15 protein-coding genes and 1 pseudogene are annotated in these 17,018 nt (G+C 42.0%); 4 read left to right on the forward strand and 12 right to left on the reverse strand.

What is annotated here, in order from left to right:
- Both IQ234_RS14685 and IQ234_RS14690 read left to right on the forward strand, forming a co-directional pair.
- A pseudogene (locus IQ234_RS14685) lies at positions 1-109 on the forward strand (IS5/IS1182 family transposase); the annotation flags it as partial.
- Between the two features lie 101 nt (positions 110-210).
- Positions 211-3,096 (forward strand): CHAT domain-containing protein, encoded by a 2,886-nt coding sequence (locus IQ234_RS14690; RefSeq protein ID WP_193957628.1) that lies wholly within the window; start codon positions 211-213, stop codon positions 3,094-3,096.
- Between the two features lie 27 nt (positions 3,097-3,123).
- Here IQ234_RS14690 and IQ234_RS14695 read toward each other — a convergent pair whose 3' ends face one another.
- The 8 genes from IQ234_RS14695 to IQ234_RS14720 all read right to left on the reverse strand — a co-directional run bounded on the left by IQ234_RS14695 (position 3,124) and on the right by IQ234_RS14720 (position 8,007).
- On the reverse strand, positions 3,124-3,852 hold the full coding sequence (locus IQ234_RS14695; RefSeq protein ID WP_024968733.1) for a class I SAM-dependent methyltransferase: 729 nt from the start codon (positions 3,850-3,852) through the stop codon (positions 3,124-3,126).
- Positions 3,853-3,855: 3 nt separating this feature from the next.
- Positions 3,856-3,987, reverse strand: a complete 132-nt coding sequence (locus tag IQ234_RS21630; protein WP_002744308.1) for a hypothetical protein — start codon at positions 3,985-3,987, stop codon at positions 3,856-3,858.
- Positions 3,988-4,082: 95 nt separating this feature from the next.
- Positions 4,083-4,535, reverse strand: coding sequence for a hypothetical protein (locus tag IQ234_RS14700; RefSeq protein ID WP_002744307.1), 453 nt, complete (start codon positions 4,533-4,535; stop codon positions 4,083-4,085).
- Positions 4,536-4,540: 5 nt separating this feature from the next.
- On the reverse strand, positions 4,541-4,762 hold the full coding sequence (locus tag IQ234_RS21230; protein ID WP_228008553.1) for a hypothetical protein: 222 nt from the start codon (positions 4,760-4,762) through the stop codon (positions 4,541-4,543).
- 101 nt (positions 4,763-4,863) lie between these two features.
- Positions 4,864-6,030: a hypothetical protein gene (locus IQ234_RS14705; RefSeq protein ID WP_228008554.1), complete on the reverse strand. Its 1,167-nt coding sequence runs from the start codon at positions 6,028-6,030 to the stop codon at positions 4,864-4,866.
- A gap of 751 nt (positions 6,031-6,781) precedes the next feature.
- A complete protein-coding gene (locus IQ234_RS14710) occupies positions 6,782-7,072 on the reverse strand; it encodes a type II toxin-antitoxin system RelE/ParE family toxin (protein ID WP_002734305.1) in 291 nt (96 codons plus the stop codon).
- Positions 7,069-7,257, reverse strand: a complete 189-nt coding sequence (locus IQ234_RS14715) for a hypothetical protein (protein WP_002744301.1) — start codon at positions 7,255-7,257, stop codon at positions 7,069-7,071. The genes IQ234_RS14710 and IQ234_RS14715 overlap by 4 nt, the downstream gene beginning before the upstream one ends.
- Before the next feature lie 105 nt (positions 7,258-7,362).
- Positions 7,363-8,007, reverse strand: a complete 645-nt coding sequence (locus tag IQ234_RS14720; protein WP_193957629.1) for a DUF3782 domain-containing protein — start codon at positions 8,005-8,007, stop codon at positions 7,363-7,365.
- Positions 8,008-8,454: 447 nt separating this feature from the next.
- Between IQ234_RS14720 and IQ234_RS14725 the strand changes: the two genes are divergently transcribed.
- Both IQ234_RS14725 and IQ234_RS14730 read left to right on the forward strand, forming a co-directional pair.
- Positions 8,455-10,275, forward strand: coding sequence for a BRCT domain-containing protein (locus IQ234_RS14725; protein ID WP_193957630.1), 1,821 nt, complete (start codon positions 8,455-8,457; stop codon positions 10,273-10,275).
- Between the two features lie 143 nt (positions 10,276-10,418).
- Entirely contained in the window at positions 10,419-11,297 is an 879-nt protein-coding gene (locus IQ234_RS14730) for an NAD(P)-dependent oxidoreductase (protein WP_193957631.1), read from the forward strand.
- Here IQ234_RS14730 and IQ234_RS14735 read toward each other — a convergent pair.
- From IQ234_RS14735 to ribD, 4 genes are all read right to left on the reverse strand, one after another.
- Entirely contained in the window at positions 11,294-11,644 is a 351-nt protein-coding gene (locus IQ234_RS14735) for a 4a-hydroxytetrahydrobiopterin dehydratase (protein WP_193957632.1), read from the reverse strand. The genes IQ234_RS14730 and IQ234_RS14735 overlap by 4 nt on opposite strands.
- A gap of 162 nt (positions 11,645-11,806) precedes the next feature.
- Complete coding sequence (locus IQ234_RS14740) at positions 11,807-13,309, reverse strand: DEAD/DEAH box helicase (protein ID WP_193957633.1); 1,503 nt, start codon at positions 13,307-13,309, stop codon at positions 11,807-11,809.
- Between the two features lie 274 nt (positions 13,310-13,583).
- Positions 13,584-15,557 carry a molecular chaperone HtpG gene (htpG, locus tag IQ234_RS14745; protein ID WP_265578483.1) on the reverse strand — a complete coding sequence of 658 codons (1,974 nt, stop codon included), beginning with the start codon at positions 15,555-15,557 and terminating at the stop codon, positions 13,584-13,586.
- Between the two features lie 259 nt (positions 15,558-15,816).
- Positions 15,817-16,914, reverse strand: coding sequence for a bifunctional diaminohydroxyphosphoribosylaminopyrimidine deaminase/5-amino-6-(5-phosphoribosylamino)uracil reductase RibD (gene ribD, locus IQ234_RS14750; RefSeq protein WP_193957635.1), 1,098 nt, complete (start codon positions 16,912-16,914; stop codon positions 15,817-15,819).
- Between the last annotated feature and the right edge of the window lie 104 nt (positions 16,915-17,018).

Here is a 17,018-nt window from a genome sequence, read left to right on the forward strand (position 1 = left end):
ATCATCAAGATATAGGAATCGGAGACGGCGTTTTGGTCTGAGATTTAATTTAATCGCTGGCATTTACAACTATGAACTTGCTTTAGGCTATCATCAAGTAGCTGAATAAGACTTTTGCAGGAGGTCTATTGTCAGCAAAAACGGCGATCGCCTGCTGCTCAAAGATGCTACCCTAGAGCAACTACAAAAACTCTTGGAACAAGAAAAATCATGAGGATACTGCATATTGATCTTCAGGAGAGGGGTAGCAATAGGGTTGAGTTCCGATTTTTCTGGGATAACCCCAACCAGACTCGTACCTACACAAGATTTCTGAGTGAAATCGAAAATCTGAGCGGTAGGGCTGACACCGATTACTATACCCGTTTACCGGAAGATCACGCCACAACAGGACAAGGTTTATACCGATGGTTAGATGGTACAGAGCGCATTCTACAGAACGAATTAGATAGCCACCGGGGAGAGAAAATAGTTCTGGCTATCAGCACCAGCAAAGGATTAGTCCATCTACCCTGGGAATTATTACACGATGGTCAAAATTTTCTGGTGTCTAAGCTTCCCGCTATTGTTCCCATGCGGTGGATGAAAACCGGTAATGAAAGGCTGTTAACTGTGGACAACAACCCGCAGGATCGAGCCTTAAATATGGTTTTCATGGCAAGTTCTGCTAAGGGTGTAAAGCCTATACTAGACTTTGAGGCAGAAGAAGGGAAGATCCTCAAAGCAACTAGAGGAAAACCCCTATCTTTAACCGTTGAAGAGAGCGGCTGTATTAAAGAATTAGGCGAATTGATAGCCAGTAAAGATAGGGAATATTTCGATGTTATCCACTTGAGCGGACACGCTACCATCAAGGATCAGAAACCCTATTTTATTACTGAGACGGAATACGGAGATAGGCAAGATACCAGCGCCGAAGATATTGCCGGAGAATTACAGTTTAATTTACCCAAGCTGTTGTTTTTATCAGGGTGTCGGACAGGCTACTCCGAGGGTGATGAGATCCTTTCGATGGCCGAGAAGTTATTAAAAAATGGGGCTAAAGCTGTTTTGGGGTGGGGTCAAACCGTCAGGGATAACGAAGCTGCTGACACGGCGGCCATCCTCTATGAAAAGCTTTCCCAAGGCTTTACTTTGAGCGAGTCGTTAGCTTTTGCCTATCAGAAATTATTAGGAAATCAGGCGAGGGATTGGCATTGTTTACGCCTCTATGTGAGGGGAAGTATCCCAGAAGCTTTGGTAAGGAGAGGACAGAAAAAACCTTTACCTCCCGTATCCTTTGTTGACCAATTTGTGGCCCCAGAAACGAAATATTTGCGGGTAGCCACACGGGAAACTTTTATCGGTCGCCGTCGCGATCTTCAGGATTGCTTGCAAGTGCTGAAAAAACCCTTTGATAATCCTAAAGCAATTCATAAAGCTGGGGTTTTCCTGCAAGGTTTTGGTGGTAACGGGAAAAGTACCCTCGCTGCTCGTCTGTGCGATCGCCTTCCAGACTATACTAAGCTTGTCTGGTGGCGACAAATTGATCAAACTAGCTTAGTTAATACCCTAGCTAAAAAATTAGAGCGTTCACAACGTCGAATCCTTCTGGATTCTAATGAGGAGTTAGACTATCGCTTAAAGGATGTTTTTAGTCAGTTAAACCAGCCTCTTCTACTTATTCTTGATGATTTCGAGTGGAACTTAGAATGTCCTTCAGCCAGCGATGACTATATCCTTAAAGCAGGGGTAGCTCAACTATTACAAGCTCTAGTTTGGGCGATACAGGAAACTAATTACTATCATCGCCTGATTATTACCTCGCGCTATACCTTCAACTCCCCTCTATTAGAGGAATTTTATCATCTGGAGTCTTTGCCCTCGCTCCAGAAGTCTGATTTAGAAAAGAAACTGCGGCGGTTAGAGCATTTTAGTTCGGGTAAGATTGATAAAAACTATATAGAAAGAGCTTTAACCCTTGCTGATGGCAACCCCCGTCTGTTGGAATGGCTCAATAATGAGGTTTTAAGTTCAGGGGATATAGATGCTAAATTGCAGTCATTTGAGAATGGATCTGATGTTACTTGGCGCGATAAGATAGTCTGGCGGTTAGAAGAAAAACCGCAACTCTTGACAGATGAAGCCCTTGAAAAAGTGGTCAGTAATTGTCTTATTTATAACCTCCCTGTCCCTTTTGCTGCTTTAGAAGCGGTTTGTCAATCTGTTCCCAACTATCATAAAAAATTAGAACAGGGACGGGATAAAGGTTTGATCGAGAAGATCCAGAATGACGACAGAGAAACCCTCTACCGCGCCTCCCACATCAAACACATTAACCCCCATATCGAGCTTCCCAAAGATGCGAGTAAGCTTTCTGCTTTAGCCGGAACAGCAGCCAAGGCTTTAACCGAACTTTGGGGGAATAAAGAGAACGACAATAAGGCGTTCCCTGATCCAGGGAACAAAAATAATACAAGATGGGGGGAGATTTTCCGTCTAGCTTTTGCAGAGATAGAAAACCCTGAAAGGTTTAGGGAACAATTCGATAAGATGATCTCGGTACAATATAACCAATCAGCTGATAGTGCCTACCAAAAAGAACTGATAAAACAGAGGGAACATCTCATAGAAAACCAAGGGCAAATCTATCAAAAACTAGAGGAGTACCTACAGCAACAGGATTGGAAAAAAGCCGACTACGAAACCGCTTTCATTATGTATCAGTGGATGGTTATAGAAAATTATCATGACTTCGACGACCTTTTTAGAGAAGTATCCCTAGAGGTAATCGATGAGATTGATCGTCTCTGGATGGACTACAGCGAAGGGAAATTTGGCATCAAGGGACAGGCGAAAATCTTCCATGACCTTGGGGGTACAGAAGACTATAATCGGGAAGTATGGGAGCGTTTTGGCGATTGCGTTGGCTGGCGAAGAGGAGGTATATGGTTGGAGCTTGAAAATATAGAATATCCTGCCACAGCAGACTTGAGCGACTTTACATTTCCAATTCTTATATACCATCACTTTTACCAAGGTGGGGGTGGGGGAATTGTTTATGGAGCGAAGAGAATTTCCACGTTAGCTTCAAGACTTGAATCCCAAGATATTTAACTTAGGTGCTAACAATCGGGTAAAATTCTATTTAGAGGCTATAATCAGTGCATCCATATATTGACGTAAGTATAGGGTAACTTCTTGAAATCCAATTTCTGAAAGTTCAGAGATTGTTTCATCTTCATAGCGTATTCTATTAGGTTGTTCATCCGTAGTATAGTGCAACATAACCTCTTCCAGGAGATCGAACCTTTCAGCAGATACAAGGACTTCAAAGAATTTATCATATTGCCACTTTATATCACGGTTATGCTGTTCACCTCTTTGCGCGATTTTATCAGCGTCTAATAACTTACCTCCAATGAGAAGCCGACTATATAATAGTTGAAATACTTGAAAACGATAGAGTGCCAACATATTGTGAAAAGTGAATCCAGAAACAATAAAACTAAAGTTATTCAAAGGATAACTTTGCAAAAAGTTTAAAACATCATCCTGAATAACAACAAGAGTATCTTGAGATAGGTAATGTGAAAGCCTTGAGCGGATTTTTTGAATCATCGAAGGTTCGTTATCGATAGCGATTATCTTAATATTTTTTGCTTCAGATAGGATCATCTCAGTTAATTCTCCATCGCCACACCCAATTTCTAGGATCAGCGATTCCTTTGGGCAAGAGTTTTGATAGTTAATTAGTAGTTTGACTAACTCTTGTCTTAACTTTTTAAGATGAGGACGAGCAGATTGCCAGAGACTATAATCATCACCTATCTTGCCGTCAAACCTTCTTTCTATAAGTTGATTATTTTCCATAAATTATAACTTAGCTATTTTGGTGTACATAGTCAGAGACTTAATTTTGCTGAAAGACTTGCCGAACATAATATTTAGCTTTTGATGGCAATTCGCTACTTCCTCTAAACGCTTAACTTTGGTACTTTGACTCATTCCAATTATAGCATATCTTTACACTTGCAGAACTTCCACAAGCAAACTTAAGATAAATATCTTATCTGAAAGCAGAGCTAGACTCTAGCCTACTATTAATCATGTATTAGCCTCATAATAATGCTGAGGTTTCCAAGACTCCTACGTATCCCTTCAATTTCTACAATAAAATCTTCCACTAATTCATGTTCTACATCTTCACGAACTCCTATTTTACTCGTCCATCTTCCACTGTTTAATTGCCGACAGGCGTGAGAGGGCCTACCATCAATAGTATAAATAGCGATTTTTTCAACAAAAAAACCGTTAGGACTAAACTCTAAATGAGGATCACGAGTTGGGCAAACTTCAAAACCGTTGGTGCTATAGGCATCTATGAAGGCACTTAGAGTGTTCTCCCTTCGTACTCCAGCCGGCCAATATTCAGTCTCAAATCCATCGGGAAACCAACAACGTTCTTGATCATTTACTGCCCAAGCAAAGGAATTGTAATAAAGAGTTATCGGACTGGTTATATGACTATCACCGTTAATGATTACAATACACATACTTTTTAAATAGATGATTTAGTGTTCATTAATATATCCCCTTTAATATATCCCTTTCGGATACCCCAGTGCAACCAAGCATCGATCATCTCCTTAGACTTACCCCGGCTGTCTTTAGGAACCGGATCTTCACCAGAAATAGCTTTTAATGCCCAAAACCAACGGCTAGGAAGGCTTTTTGGCTCTTTAAGATTTTTGAGCAAAAATGGTATAACATCTTGCCCCATTCCAATAATTCTCTGATAGTTAGGATGTATAATCGCCTCATGGGTTGAGGATAAATGACTTGTTTCATTAATCCAATCTTCAGCAAGACTTTCAAACTCCCTTAGTCTCTCTGCCCGAGTTTGTTAACTAATATGGCAAGTAAAGAAGAAAAACTTTGTAAAAAGCTAAGATTATTATCGAATAGCTTGAACTTATATCCAAAAAATAGAGCAATAGCTCCGATGAATTTTCCCTCAAAGAAAAGTGGGAAAACGCCAAAGGCTTCAAGTTTTGAATCTTCAAAATGTTTTAAATCAGTTTGAATAAACCGATTATTGTTTTTCTCCTCATGTACTCCTTCAATAAATTGACAAGTATTTGAAGAGATTTTTTCTGCAAACTCCTTTCCAACCTCTTCAAGATAAACTCGACATGAATTACTTACTCCAGATACTTCAGAAAATCGTAAAACTTCCATTACTTCAGAAGACAAGTTTTTTCTGTAAAGAATGGCAACTTTATATGGAGTCTCGTTGCCGACTAAGTATTTGAAAATTTCGTCATACATCCTTTCTTGATACTTGTCGAAGGAATCAACTGGGATAATATCTGCAAGGTATGTCAAGTAATTGAGTATATTAATCTCAGAATCCCTGTGAATATTAGATAGTTTAGCAGAGGCGACTCCTGCTAAGAAAGCTACTGTACAGGGATCAAAGCTTGCCAGATCGTCAATATTGCCCTGATCGTCAACTTTGTTTATAATTCTCAATACTCCATAGGTTTTGTTTCGTCCATTCAAAGGTAAGGCAATGGCAGAGATTAATTTGCCTAGCTTATCAGAATATTCCTGCCTATACTTCAAATTTTCATACTGGAAAAGCTCTCCAGTAACCTTCCCATATGATCCATCAGATGGATTGGCAGCGCTGCCAGTGAAACTCTCCCCTTTCGCATACCTCTCTTCTTGTAGCCATGTATCATCTATTGGCTCACCATTAACGTCTTTGCCTTGAATGGCAAAACGCTCTAGTACATCATCCTTAGAGATTAAAAAAATCGCTGCAACTTGACACTTAGCTTCTTCACAAACTTTTTTTAGAATATATTTTACCGTATCTTTCTTATTGCTTGTAAAATTCATTAAGGCTTGCTCAAGTTGTTCAAAATCAGAAAGATTGTCTAATCTTTTTGTTTGATAACTTATAAGGTCGTTTCTAGTATTTAAAAATTGATTAGCCTTAGTTGCAGTATCGTCACATTTCTCACCTTGTAAACTCTCAGGCATTTAGTTGCTCCTTGAAATTTAGTCAGTTTACTCAAGATTCCCATCACACTCAAACTGAAATGTCGAGGCTAATGAGAATACAAGTATTATGGTTAATTAAGAACAATTATGCTAATGATAGTTTTATCTATCAATTATCAAGTGTAACATGGATTTACAGGTTTGTCAATTGTAGTGTCTTCGGTCTGCCATCTTTCTGCCGATCACTCATCACCGTTACCCTGATGCCCTTGGTATAGTTAAGCCGATCAATGCCCTGGAACTCAATACTTCTCGGATAATAATACGAGGCTAGGGGAGATGGGTTTTCAACTTTCTCCCCTGCACCGTGCTTTCTTGCAGTCTCAACCAAAGATTTAAGATCAATCGAGAAATATCGCCCGCTGCGGGTTGTGACAATTAGTCAAGATGAACTGATGAGCCACCTCAATAATTTCTGGCTCTTCGGTTTGTGTTATGCAATGGACAGGGGTTATAAGGGATGGAACCCTTATAGAGAAAGGCATTTAGCGATTTTTGTTAATTGTTTTTTATCTAGAGCGAACTAATCAATTAAGTCTCTTACCAGATAATGATTTAGTCGATTTATGTCCCCCTATCGAACCATACCAAGTAACGAAGAACCTAATTTCTGGACTATTGGCCTCCCACTCCTCCCAGAGGGATAGCTAACCCGTTGGAGCTTTATTGCCCTTTTTGGTAATCTTCACTGCTGCCAGTAATTTACTCCCCCAATGGTCTTGGATTATCGTTAGTCCTGTGGATTTTCAATGTTTCGGGCAGCATGAAGTACCGCAATAACATCGATTTGCTCAGGCTTGATATAATAAATTATGCGATAAGAACCCTCGATAACTTCTCGGATCTGCTCAGTTTCAAACTCCGGAACAAGACGACCCGAAAAGGGAAAATTAGCGATCTGTTCTGAGCGTCTGGTCAATCTTTCCACCAGTCTTTGAGCATATTGAGGGGAGTTTTGTGATATATAGTTGTAGATGGCTGATAAATGATTAACGGCGGTTTCTGTCCAGAAAACTTTCATGGCTCTAGCTTGAACTTAGTGCGTACCTCTGCCACAGAAATAACCTTTCCCGCCTCACTATCGGCTAACCCCGCTTCAATTGCCTGTCTCACATAAATCTCATACATCAAATCATCCCATGTAGAATTATCTGGCAACTTATCGATTAAATTTCTGGCTTTTTGTTTAATATTTTTTATTTCCATAATGGTTTCCCAAATGACTCCTGACAGTTTACATTATCAACTATTCATTATTAATTAAAAGGGCGATCGCAAAATTACGCCTTCTTAACAAAGAGATTAAACACCTTAAGCAAAACCCAAAGGTTGAAACTGAGCATCATTGATAATTTTAACCGTTTCCCCCGACTGCTTAATCACAAACAAACCGCGCCGATAAGCATAGACATCTATCCCCTGATCAATTTCAATGCCTGCCACTGCCCCATAAACCCGAAACTCTCGAAATTGGGGGAAAGCAACCTTAAATCGCTGTAATCGGCTGACAAAATCATCTACATCATCCCTCGACAGTCGAGATTTACATTCCACAGCCACCAACTCGCTCCCATTCACCGCCACAATATCAATCTCCATTGCCGCCCCAGAACGCTTACTTTTCAAGCGACTCATCGTTTGGGTGACATCAATGCCCCGTTCCTGAAATAAACGCACAACCGCAGGCTCCACCAGTTCTTCAACGAATCTACCCCAGCGCGTTGTTAGATTATTAACTGCTTTGGTGGTTTCTTGTACCTGTTTTTTTAATTCTTCCATCGTGCGATTAGCTTCCTCTCTGCGGCGATCGGCTTCGGCATTGCGGCGATCGGCTTCGGCACTGCGGCGATCGGCTTCGGCACTGCGGCGATCGGCTTCCTTTTGAAACTCGGCAAATTGTGCTTCAGTTCTTTCAAATAACTTGTAAATATCGGCGATCGTTACAGCGTCTGACATAAGAAGATTCTTCAAGATTGAGAAGTCTAGTCCCATTCTAGCGACTTGGCGGAGAAGAAATGTCCCTAGCTTCTCATCCGTGTTTTTTCAATTAATTATTGACTATCAACTAATAAGCGATCGCAGTTCAAGGGGAAGGGGTCAAAGGTCAAAAGGCGATCGCGGTCAATGGATAATTATCAACTATAGCTCCTGCGGCCATGGGCTACTATTTTGAGCATCAGGAAGAAATCAACTGGAAAATCACCCAAGAATGGGATTCAGATACAGGTTAGCATGACGCGAATAGCTAAATCACCTCTTTACACCGGGATGAAAGAAGTGACTTTTCCCCCCTTCCCCCGAATGTACCCCGTAACTGATATAAGTAGAGATGTAGGTCTATAACCAAAATTGCCGCATCAGTTCGGTTAGGTGACTGTTTTTCGCTTGTCTAGGAGGGTAGATATGCTCAACGAATTAATTTATGAAGGATTAGGTTTAAGTGCTGTTTTCGGAGGACTATTCCTCTGGTCGCGCTCTGGTCTCGTCAGCAAAAATACCGCCCTTTTAGCCGCACAAGCGCAATTACAGCAAAGTAACTCAGATTTGTCGGTTCAAGTCAAGGGTTTAGACGTGGCGCAATCAGACTTAAAAGACGAAAATCAGCAGCTGCACGCCAAAATCATTCACATAGAACAACATTCCGCCCAATTACAGCGCAAAGCTACGGATTTAGAAAATTCTCTCCAGTCCCTCCAGCAAGCTGTGCAAATAGGTGAGAGTGAAATCGAACAACTGAAAACCACCGCTAAGGAAATAGAAGCGGAGAAAGCTGGTTTGATGGAGCAGTTAGAGGCAGAAAAAGCCCAAATTACTAGCCTAGAGGCACAGATTCAAACTTTAGAGCAGCAAAAAGGCGAAATTAACCGTCAATTTGATTTGACTAAAAAACAGACCACCTCTCTCTATAGTCAAATTCAGACCCTAGAACAGGATAAAGCTCTCTTACAGCAAGATATAGAAAAAGCTGAGGAATTAAGGGCGAAAGTTGCCGATTTAGAGCATAAAAACCGAGAATTAAGCGATTTAGCCGCCCAAATTCCCAACTTGCAAGGTCAAATTCAAACCTTAGAACAGAATCTGGCTCACCAAACAGAACAGTATGAGCAAGGACAGCAGGAAATAGCCAGCTTACAGGGTCAAATTAGCGGGTTAGAGCGGGAAAAAAAGTCTCTCAGCGAAGATTTAGCCGCAATTCAAACTCGATCGCTCTCTTTAGGGCAAGAATGCGACAATTTAACTATAAAACTGCAAGAAACCGTCGCTCAAGTGACGGCCATAACCGACGAAAAGGACAGTCTCGGCGCTCATCTCGAAGCAGCTAAACTGGAGTTACAAGCTTTAGCAGTCCAGAAAGGGGAATTATCGGCAGAATTAACCACTGCTGCCGAAAAAATTGCTGATTTAGAAGGGCAATTACAGGAATTAACCCAGTTACCGCCACAATTGGCTGATTCTCAGGCAAAAATTGCTGATTTAGAAGGGCAATTACAGGAATTAACCCAGTTACCCCAACAGCTAGAAACCTATCGGGAAAACATTTCTAATTTAGAGATTCAACTACATCAATTAAGTGCCGAAAAAGACCAATTAGAAGCCACAACTTCCCGTCATATCGAGGAATTAAGCCAACAAAATCGCCAACTAACTCAAGATTTAGAAGCCCAAAAAACGGCAGCTAAAGCTTTAGAAAAGGAAAAAATTAAGTTCGAGGGTGAGTTAACAACTAAGCAAGAAGAAATCGCCGCTTTAGAGGTTAAAATTCAAAACCTACAACAAGAAAGAGACGATTTCTCTCGACAAACTGCCCCCATTACCACTAATGAACCAGAAGCAATTATTAGTGAAACTCCAGTAATAGAAGAACCAGAAACCCCCCCGGTGATTGCCGAGGAGACTCCTGTAGTAGCAGCAGAAAAAATCACGGTTGCCGATACAAGTTTAGAAGTGCAACCCGTAGCAAAGATAGTCCAGACGAGTCAAGAATCCGCCGAAAATACCCTAAGAGGAAAAAGCCTAGTTATACTAGGAACCTTCAGCAAAATCAGTCGCGAGCAAGCGAAATCATTGATTATTAATGTCGGTGGTACTGTTACCGGTTCCCCCAGTGCGAACACTGATTATATTCTCCTCGGTAAAGCTCCCGGTGAGAAACTCAAAAAGGCTCAAAAATTAGGCATAAAAACCCTTTCAGAAGCCCAATTTCTGCAAATGGTAGAATCCTAAATCAGTTATCAGTTGTCAGTTATCAGTTATCAGTTATCAGTTATCAGATTTGAGTTCACTGTTCACTGAAAATACACCCCACTTCATAATTCATAATTCATAATTTATAATTTATAATTCCCTTTCCCTTAATTACCAAAATTATGAGTCAAAAAATTGCCTTTTTAGGATTAGGAGTGATGGGAGCGCCGATGACGGCTAATCTTGTCCGTCAGGGTTTTGCTGTCAATGCTTGGAATCGCAGCCCAGAAGCGCTGGGGATAACCATTGCCGGGGCAGCGGGTGCGAACATTTGTTCTAGTATTGCCGCCGCCGTCAGGGATGCCGAGATTGTCTTTACCTGCGTCGGGGATGTGCCTGACGTGGAAGCGGTAATTTTAGGACCGGGGGGTGTCGTGGAATCGGCAGCGGTGGGAACTCTGGTGGTGGATATGAGTACCATTGGCTCTCAAGCCGCTAGGATGATTGGGGAAAAGCTAGAGGAAAATAATCTCCGTTTTCTCGATGCTCCCGTTTCTGGGGGCGATATTGGGGCGAAAAACGGCACTTTAACCATTATGGTGGGGGGGAAAGAAACGGATTTTCAGACTTGTTTGCCCTGTTTTCAAGCCATGGGCAAAACTATTCGCTGGTGTGGCGAAATTGGCAACGGACAAGCGGTAAAACTCTGTAATCAAGTCTTGGGGGCGGTTCACATGGTGGCGCTGTGTGAGGCTCTAAAAATGGCAAAAATTCAAGGATTAGACCCCAATTTAGTCATAGAAGTCTGTAAAACGGGGGCGGCAGGTTCTTGGGCGTTGGAAAATTTGGGACCAAAAATACTCGCCCAAGATTTACAGCCGGCTTTTATGATTGAACATATCTTAAAAGATTTGCGATTAGTCAAAGAAACTGCCCAGACAGCCGGGGAAATTCTGCCCGGGACAGATTTAGCGGAAACTCTATTTAAAGTAGTAGCGGAATTGGACGAAGGCAAGGGAATTAAACAGGGAACCCAAGCGATGATTCGTGCCTACGATTAAGCATTTTGTTGGCGATAAATATCATCGGTACGGGCAGCCATGATGAAATCATTTTGATGTAATCCGCCCACGTCATGAGTCCACCAAGAAACGGTAACTTTACCCCATTCTGTCAATAAAGCGGGGTGATGGCCTTCTTTTTCCGCTGCTTCTCCCACGGCATTAGTAAAGGCGATTGCCTCTTGAAAATTGGCAAATTTATAGAGTTTTTGCAGACGGGGAATCCCCTCGTATTCTAAGAGATTCCAATCGGGAATTTTAGCCTGTAAAGCGGTAATTTCCTCGGCAGTGATAGGAGAAGAACCCGATTGATAAGGTTGACATTTTTGTTGAGCAAGTTCGGTCATAGGGGTATCAATCCAGATTTTTTAAGTAAGTAGTTATGATTAAATTGAAGATAGATTTTGCCTTTGATCCCCCCTGCCCCCCTTGATAAGGGGGGTGTCTGACAACTTTTAACAGCTACCTACTTAGCTTTATTATAGAGGAAAATACCCCAGAGAAATTTTCTATTCTTCCTCGGACTCTGGAGAACTTACCCAAGGGGTAGAAGATTCGGCAGCTTTCGGGAAAGAAAAAGATTTTTTCGGAGGAGAAGGCAATAATTCCAATTGTCGATTACCGGTTTTATAGCTAGTTTTATTTTTATGCTCTCCCCGTCGTCGTTGGGAGGTTTTTTCCTCCGTCGTATTTTCGGCTATTACTTCATACAAAATCGCCCGTTTATCCTCTTGTTGACCTTTTCTTAAAACCCGTCCTAAACGCTGAATATATTCCCGAGTGGAACCGGTTCCCGATAAAATAATCGCGATGCGTGCTTCCGGTACATCAACCCCTTCATTAAGAACATGAGAAGTCACCAGAATTTTGTATTCTCCCTGACGAAAACGGGTCAGGATTTCATGGCGTTCTTTCACGGGAGTTTGATGGGTTATGGCAGGTATTAAAAAGCTCTCGGAAATGCGGTAAACTGTGGCATTATCGTTGGTAAAAATTAAAATTGGTTCTGGATAGTGTTCACAGATTAACTCGGCTAAAACCCGCAATTTTCCCTGGGTTCCAGAGGATATTTCCTTCGACTCCCGGTGCGCTAACATGGCGCGGCGCCCTTCGCTACTTCTGGCACTAATCATGACAAAATTTTGCCAACCATCTAAACCGGACAAACTGAGATTATTTTTTCTTAAAAAATCATTGCGAATTTTAATTGCTTCTTGATATTTTTCCTGTTCTTTGGCAGATAGTTTCACTTTAATTTGAATTATTTCATGATTCGCTAGGGCTTTTCCTGACAAGTCTTGGGGACTTTTTTGATAAACAATTGTACCGATAAGATAATCTAAATCCTGATGACTACCATCACCGCGATCCGGTGTTGCTGTTAAGCCTAAACGATAGGGTGCGATCGAATCTTCCGCTATTTTCCGAAAGAAATCCGATGGTAAATGATGACATTCATCAAAAATCAAAAAAGCGTAACGATTGCCAAGAGTTTCTGAATAAATTGCCGCACTTTGATAGGTGGCGATTAAAATAGCACTATTATCCTTAGAACCTCCCCCTAATAATCCCACCTCGGCATCGGGAAAAGCTGCCAACATCTGGGCATACCACTGGTGCATTAAATCAATAGTTGGCACGATAATTAAGGTACTGCGGGGAGTCGATTGTAGAGCCAATTGGGCAAGATAGGTTTTACCAGCAGCGGTGGGAAGGACGATAACACCCCTTCTTTGGGATTTTTTCCAAGCGATTAACGCTTCAGTTTGGTGGGGGTAGGGTTCCCGTTCAAAACTGGCAATTAATTCTAAATTGTTGAAAGCTTTTGCTTCATCTTGGAAGTTAATGCCCTCCTCCTGTAGGGTTTCCACGAGAGGACGATAATGAATGGCCAAAATGCGAAATCTTTCGATACGATCATCCCAAGTGGCAAAATCTAGCCATTTTTTCCCTTTTGGTGGTGGATGGAGAATTAAGGTTCCTCGCTCATATTTGAGGGTGGGTAAGCGCATGAAGTGGTGCGGGAAGATGGGGGAATTATGAATTATGAATTATGAATTGGGGAGCAGGGAATTATGAATTATGAATTATGAATTATGACTTGGGGAGAGAGGGGAACAGGAAGAAAAAAAGCTGATACTAAATCCGTTGAGTATAGGCTACAACTTCTGTCTCCTGTCTCCTGTCTCCTGTCTCCTGTCTCCTGCCTTCGTTAACGGGTTAAAAAAATAGAGTGTGAATTAACACACTCTCAGCATATCGGAACAGCCAAAGTTTAGCAATAGATTAAATCTTTTCGGTTAGCTTAGTCAAAACGCGATTGGAACGTTCCACAAAAGCTTGCATTCCCTCGGCATCAAATCCTTTTTGAGCGATTAAAGCTAAATCATAAACGTGCTGACAGAGCATTTTCGCTAATTGCGCCGATGGAGATTCGCCACTACCAGTAACAATACTTCCCTGACTAATCTGGATAATCTGTTGAATTAAGGGATGATTAGTATTAATCATCAGAATATGTTCTTCGGGGAAAGCCATGGCTTTTTGTTGCATCATTGCCGTCATTTCCTGTAAGCGTCGCATCGCTTCTGGAAGTAAGACAATTGCCGGGGGAGTACCTTGGGGATCATCGGATTTCAAGGCTTCAGTTTTGATATTGATTCGGGAATTATCGAGGGCTTTGGCGAAGATTTCTTTGATTAATTCGGACCGGGTTTTATTACTACCGGGATCGATAATTTCAGTAGCTTGATCCTGTTCGAGCAGTGTCGAGTCTAATTCAGAATCAACCCGGGTGAATTTCACATCGGAGTATTCTCTTTCTAGGAAAGGAATAAAGTAATTAGTGTCGATGAAAGAATCAAAGAAGAGGATCTCTAACCCTTGATTTTTGTAGAGTTCAACGTAGGTGGATTGGCTACGAGGATCGGTACAGTAAAAAACTCGATTTTCGTGGCGTTCTTTATGGCGTTCTAGGTAGGCTTTGAGAGTAGTATAACCTTCCTGTTCGATCGCTTCTAGGGGAGTTTTCGCCGTTGCTTCTTGCCATGCGTCACCTTCGGCGGTTTGCACTTCCACTTGTACTGGGGTTTCTGGGGTTTTGTAGGTAGTGCGATAGATTAAAATATCTTCTACCTGCTGTTTAAATTTATCCTCTTTTAAGGAACCAAATTTAATAAAAGTTCCCACATCTTCCCAACAACGAATATATTCTTTTGCGTCTTCATTGTAGAGAGATTTGAGGCGATCAGCAATTTTTTTGGCAATAAAATCGGCAATACGGCGAACGGTGCGATCTTTGGTTAAAGCACTTCGAGACACATTTAAAGGAATATCTGGACTATCGATAACTCCTCGCAAGGGCATCAGGAAATCGGGAATAATTTCCTCGCAATGATCGCTAACAAAAACCTGATTACAGAATAACTTTAATTGTCCTTTTGAGACATCCACATCCGGTCTGAGTTTGGGAAAGTAGAGAATACCATTGAGCAAGAAAGGATAATCGGTATTCAGATGCACCCAGAGTAAAGGTTCTTCTTGGAAAGGATAGAGATAACGATAGAATTCTAGGTAGTCTTCTTTAGTCAGATTTTGAGGAGATTCTTTCCATAAAGCCCGTTGTTGATTAATCACTTCCCCATCAATTTTAATGGGAACGGGCATAAAATCTGAGTAGGTTTTGACTAACTGGCGAATGCGGGCAGGTTCTAAATATTCCCCTTCCTCATCCATTAAAGTTAGGGTGATAGTGGTGCCGATTTGGCTGCGGGAAGAATCGGTTAATTCAAACTCTGGAGAACCATCACAGCACCAATGGACAGGGGTAGCACCTTCCTGATAGGAAAGGGTATCAATTTCTACCTTTTTAGCCACCATAAAAGCCGAGTAAAAACCTAGGCCAAAATGACCGATTAAATCGTTGGCTGATTTTTGGTATTTATTGATAAATTCTTCCGCACTGGAAAAGGCAACTTGGTTAATATATTTCTTGATTTCTTCCGCCGTCATCCCGATACCATTATCGGTAATTGATAGGGTACGATTTTCTTTATCGATGGCGAGATTAATTTCTGGTTCGGGAACTTCTCCTCTCGCTTCTCCTGCTAAGGAAGCCATTTTTAATTTCGAGATGGCATCAACACTATTAGATATCAATTCCCGCAGAAAAATTTCATGGTCAGTGTAGAGGGATTTTTTGATAATAGGGAAGATATTCTCGGTATGAATCGTGATATTACCTTTTTCGAGTACCGTCATACGTTCAATTACTAAGGGCTTGACTATTCTAACTTTTTTATTTTGCTCGATAATGGCACCATTGATCACAGAGCGATTGCCCAACTTCCTCTAGGGGGATAACCGTACCGATAAAGGGATTTAACGGCAGCGGGGCGATTTCTAGAACTCGATCGCAAAAATCAGGGGTAAGTGCCAGATTATCGCGGTTATTGATGACTTTTTGACTTTTACAAGCGGTTGGTTGAGACTTGCCGATTGAGCCAGAATTGCAGTAGCTCTACTTTTTACCTTGCAGATATCCCTCAATCAAAATATCGGGATTGAGATAATTAACCGTGACATTTTCTAACTGTAAAGCTTGGCTCATTAACTGGAAACCTAAATCACCCACAGCAGTGGGTGCATTAATTCCCCCGATGATTTTGGGCGCAATAAAAGCGATAATTTTTTGTACCATGCCCTCAGCGATCGCTGCTGCGCTTAAACCGCCGCCGCACTCCCACAAAACCTGACAAAATCCCCTCTGATCAAGATTTTCCATCACTGAAGTGGGTGTCACCTCGGTGAGTTCGATCACTTCCACGCCTTTTGTTAATAATTGTTGCTTAAGCTTGACATTAGCATCAATTTGTGTATAGACAAGGGTGGGAAATTGACTGGTATCCCAAAGATGAGCGGAGGGGGGTAAATCGAGCGATCGAGTCATGACCACGCGCAGGGGATTATGATCGGAGAGGCCGTGAGTGGTGAGGTGGGGATTATCTTGACGGACAGTGCTACCGCCGACAATAATCGCATCACAGGTCGATCGCAGTTGATGGACTATTTGGCGAGAAGCGGGGCTAGTAATCCAAGTGCTATGACCGCTAGTAGCGGCAATTTTGCCATCGAGAGTCATGGCATATTTGAGGATACCGAAGGGTTTTTTAGCGGTGATGCGATGGATAAAACCCTGATTGAGTTGACGACATTCGGACTCCTCCACCCCCACCAGCGTCTCGATGCCTGCCGATTCTAATCTTTCAATGCCTTTCCCCGCCACCAGGGGATTAGGATCGATCATCCCTACCACCACTTTTTTAATGCCTGCTTGCACAATTGCCTCGCTACAGGGGGGAGTACGTCCATAGTGGTTACAGGGTTCAAGATTGACGTATAAAGTGGCACCACGCGCTTTTTCTGCCGCCTGTCTCAGGGCGAAAACTTCTGCATGGGGTTGTCCGGCCCCCGGGTGAAAACCTTCGCCGATAATTATACCCTCGTGAACGATCACAGAACCCACCAAAGGATTAGGAGAAGTCCGCCCCAAGGCTTGCCTAGCAAGGGTTAGACATCTTTGCATCATTTTGCGATCAAATTCCGTTGCCTGGGCCATGGTTTATTTCTCCAAAGGAGGGGAGACTTTATCAGTGATCAGTGGGAATTATAAATTATGAATTATGAATTATGAATTGGGAGATGGGGTGGTGGGGTGTGGGG

It is taken from the genome of Microcystis aeruginosa LEGE 91341, assembly GCF_015206885.1.
Taxonomy (GTDB): Bacteria; Cyanobacteriota; Cyanobacteriia; order Cyanobacteriales; family Microcystaceae; genus Microcystis; species Microcystis aeruginosa_H.

Excerpts from the sequence above, each read along its gene's own strand:
- IQ234_RS14720 (WP_193957629.1), bottom strand. The coding sequence starts at position 8,007 with ATGTCAGACGCTGTAACGATCGCCGATATTTACAAGTTATTTGAAAGA.
- IQ234_RS14730 (WP_193957631.1), top strand. The coding sequence starts at position 10,419 with ATGAGTCAAAAAATTGCCTTTTTAGGATTAGGAGTGATGGGAGCGCCG.
- IQ234_RS21230 (WP_228008553.1), bottom strand. The coding sequence starts at position 4,762 with ATGGGGCAAGATGTTATACCATTTTTGCTCAAAAATCTTAAAGAGCCA.
- IQ234_RS14705 (WP_228008554.1), bottom strand. The coding sequence starts at position 6,030 with ATGCCTGAGAGTTTACAAGGTGAGAAATGTGACGATACTGCAACTAAG.
- ribD (WP_193957635.1), bottom strand. The coding sequence starts at position 16,914 with ATGGCCCAGGCAACGGAATTTGATCGCAAAATGATGCAAAGATGTCTA.
- IQ234_RS14700 (WP_002744307.1), bottom strand. The coding sequence starts at position 4,535 with ATGTGTATTGTAATCATTAACGGTGATAGTCATATAACCAGTCCGATA.
- htpG (WP_265578483.1), bottom strand. The coding sequence starts at position 15,557 with ATGACGGTACTCGAAAAAGGTAATATCACGATTCATACCGAGAATATC.
- IQ234_RS21630 (WP_002744308.1), bottom strand. The coding sequence starts at position 3,987 with ATGAGTCAAAGTACCAAAGTTAAGCGTTTAGAGGAAGTAGCGAATTGC.
- IQ234_RS14715 (WP_002744301.1), bottom strand. The coding sequence starts at position 7,257 with ATGGAAATAAAAAATATTAAACAAAAAGCCAGAAATTTAATCGATAAG.
- IQ234_RS14710 (WP_002734305.1), bottom strand. The coding sequence starts at position 7,072 with ATGAAAGTTTTCTGGACAGAAACCGCCGTTAATCATTTATCAGCCATC.
- IQ234_RS14695 (WP_024968733.1), bottom strand. The coding sequence starts at position 3,852 with ATGGAAAATAATCAACTTATAGAAAGAAGGTTTGACGGCAAGATAGGT.
- IQ234_RS14735 (WP_193957632.1), bottom strand. The coding sequence starts at position 11,644 with ATGACCGAACTTGCTCAACAAAAATGTCAACCTTATCAATCGGGTTCT.
- IQ234_RS14725 (WP_193957630.1), top strand. The coding sequence starts at position 8,455 with ATGCTCAACGAATTAATTTATGAAGGATTAGGTTTAAGTGCTGTTTTC.
- IQ234_RS14740 (WP_193957633.1), bottom strand. The coding sequence starts at position 13,309 with ATGCGCTTACCCACCCTCAAATATGAGCGAGGAACCTTAATTCTCCAT.
- IQ234_RS14690 (WP_193957628.1), top strand. The coding sequence starts at position 211 with ATGAGGATACTGCATATTGATCTTCAGGAGAGGGGTAGCAATAGGGTT.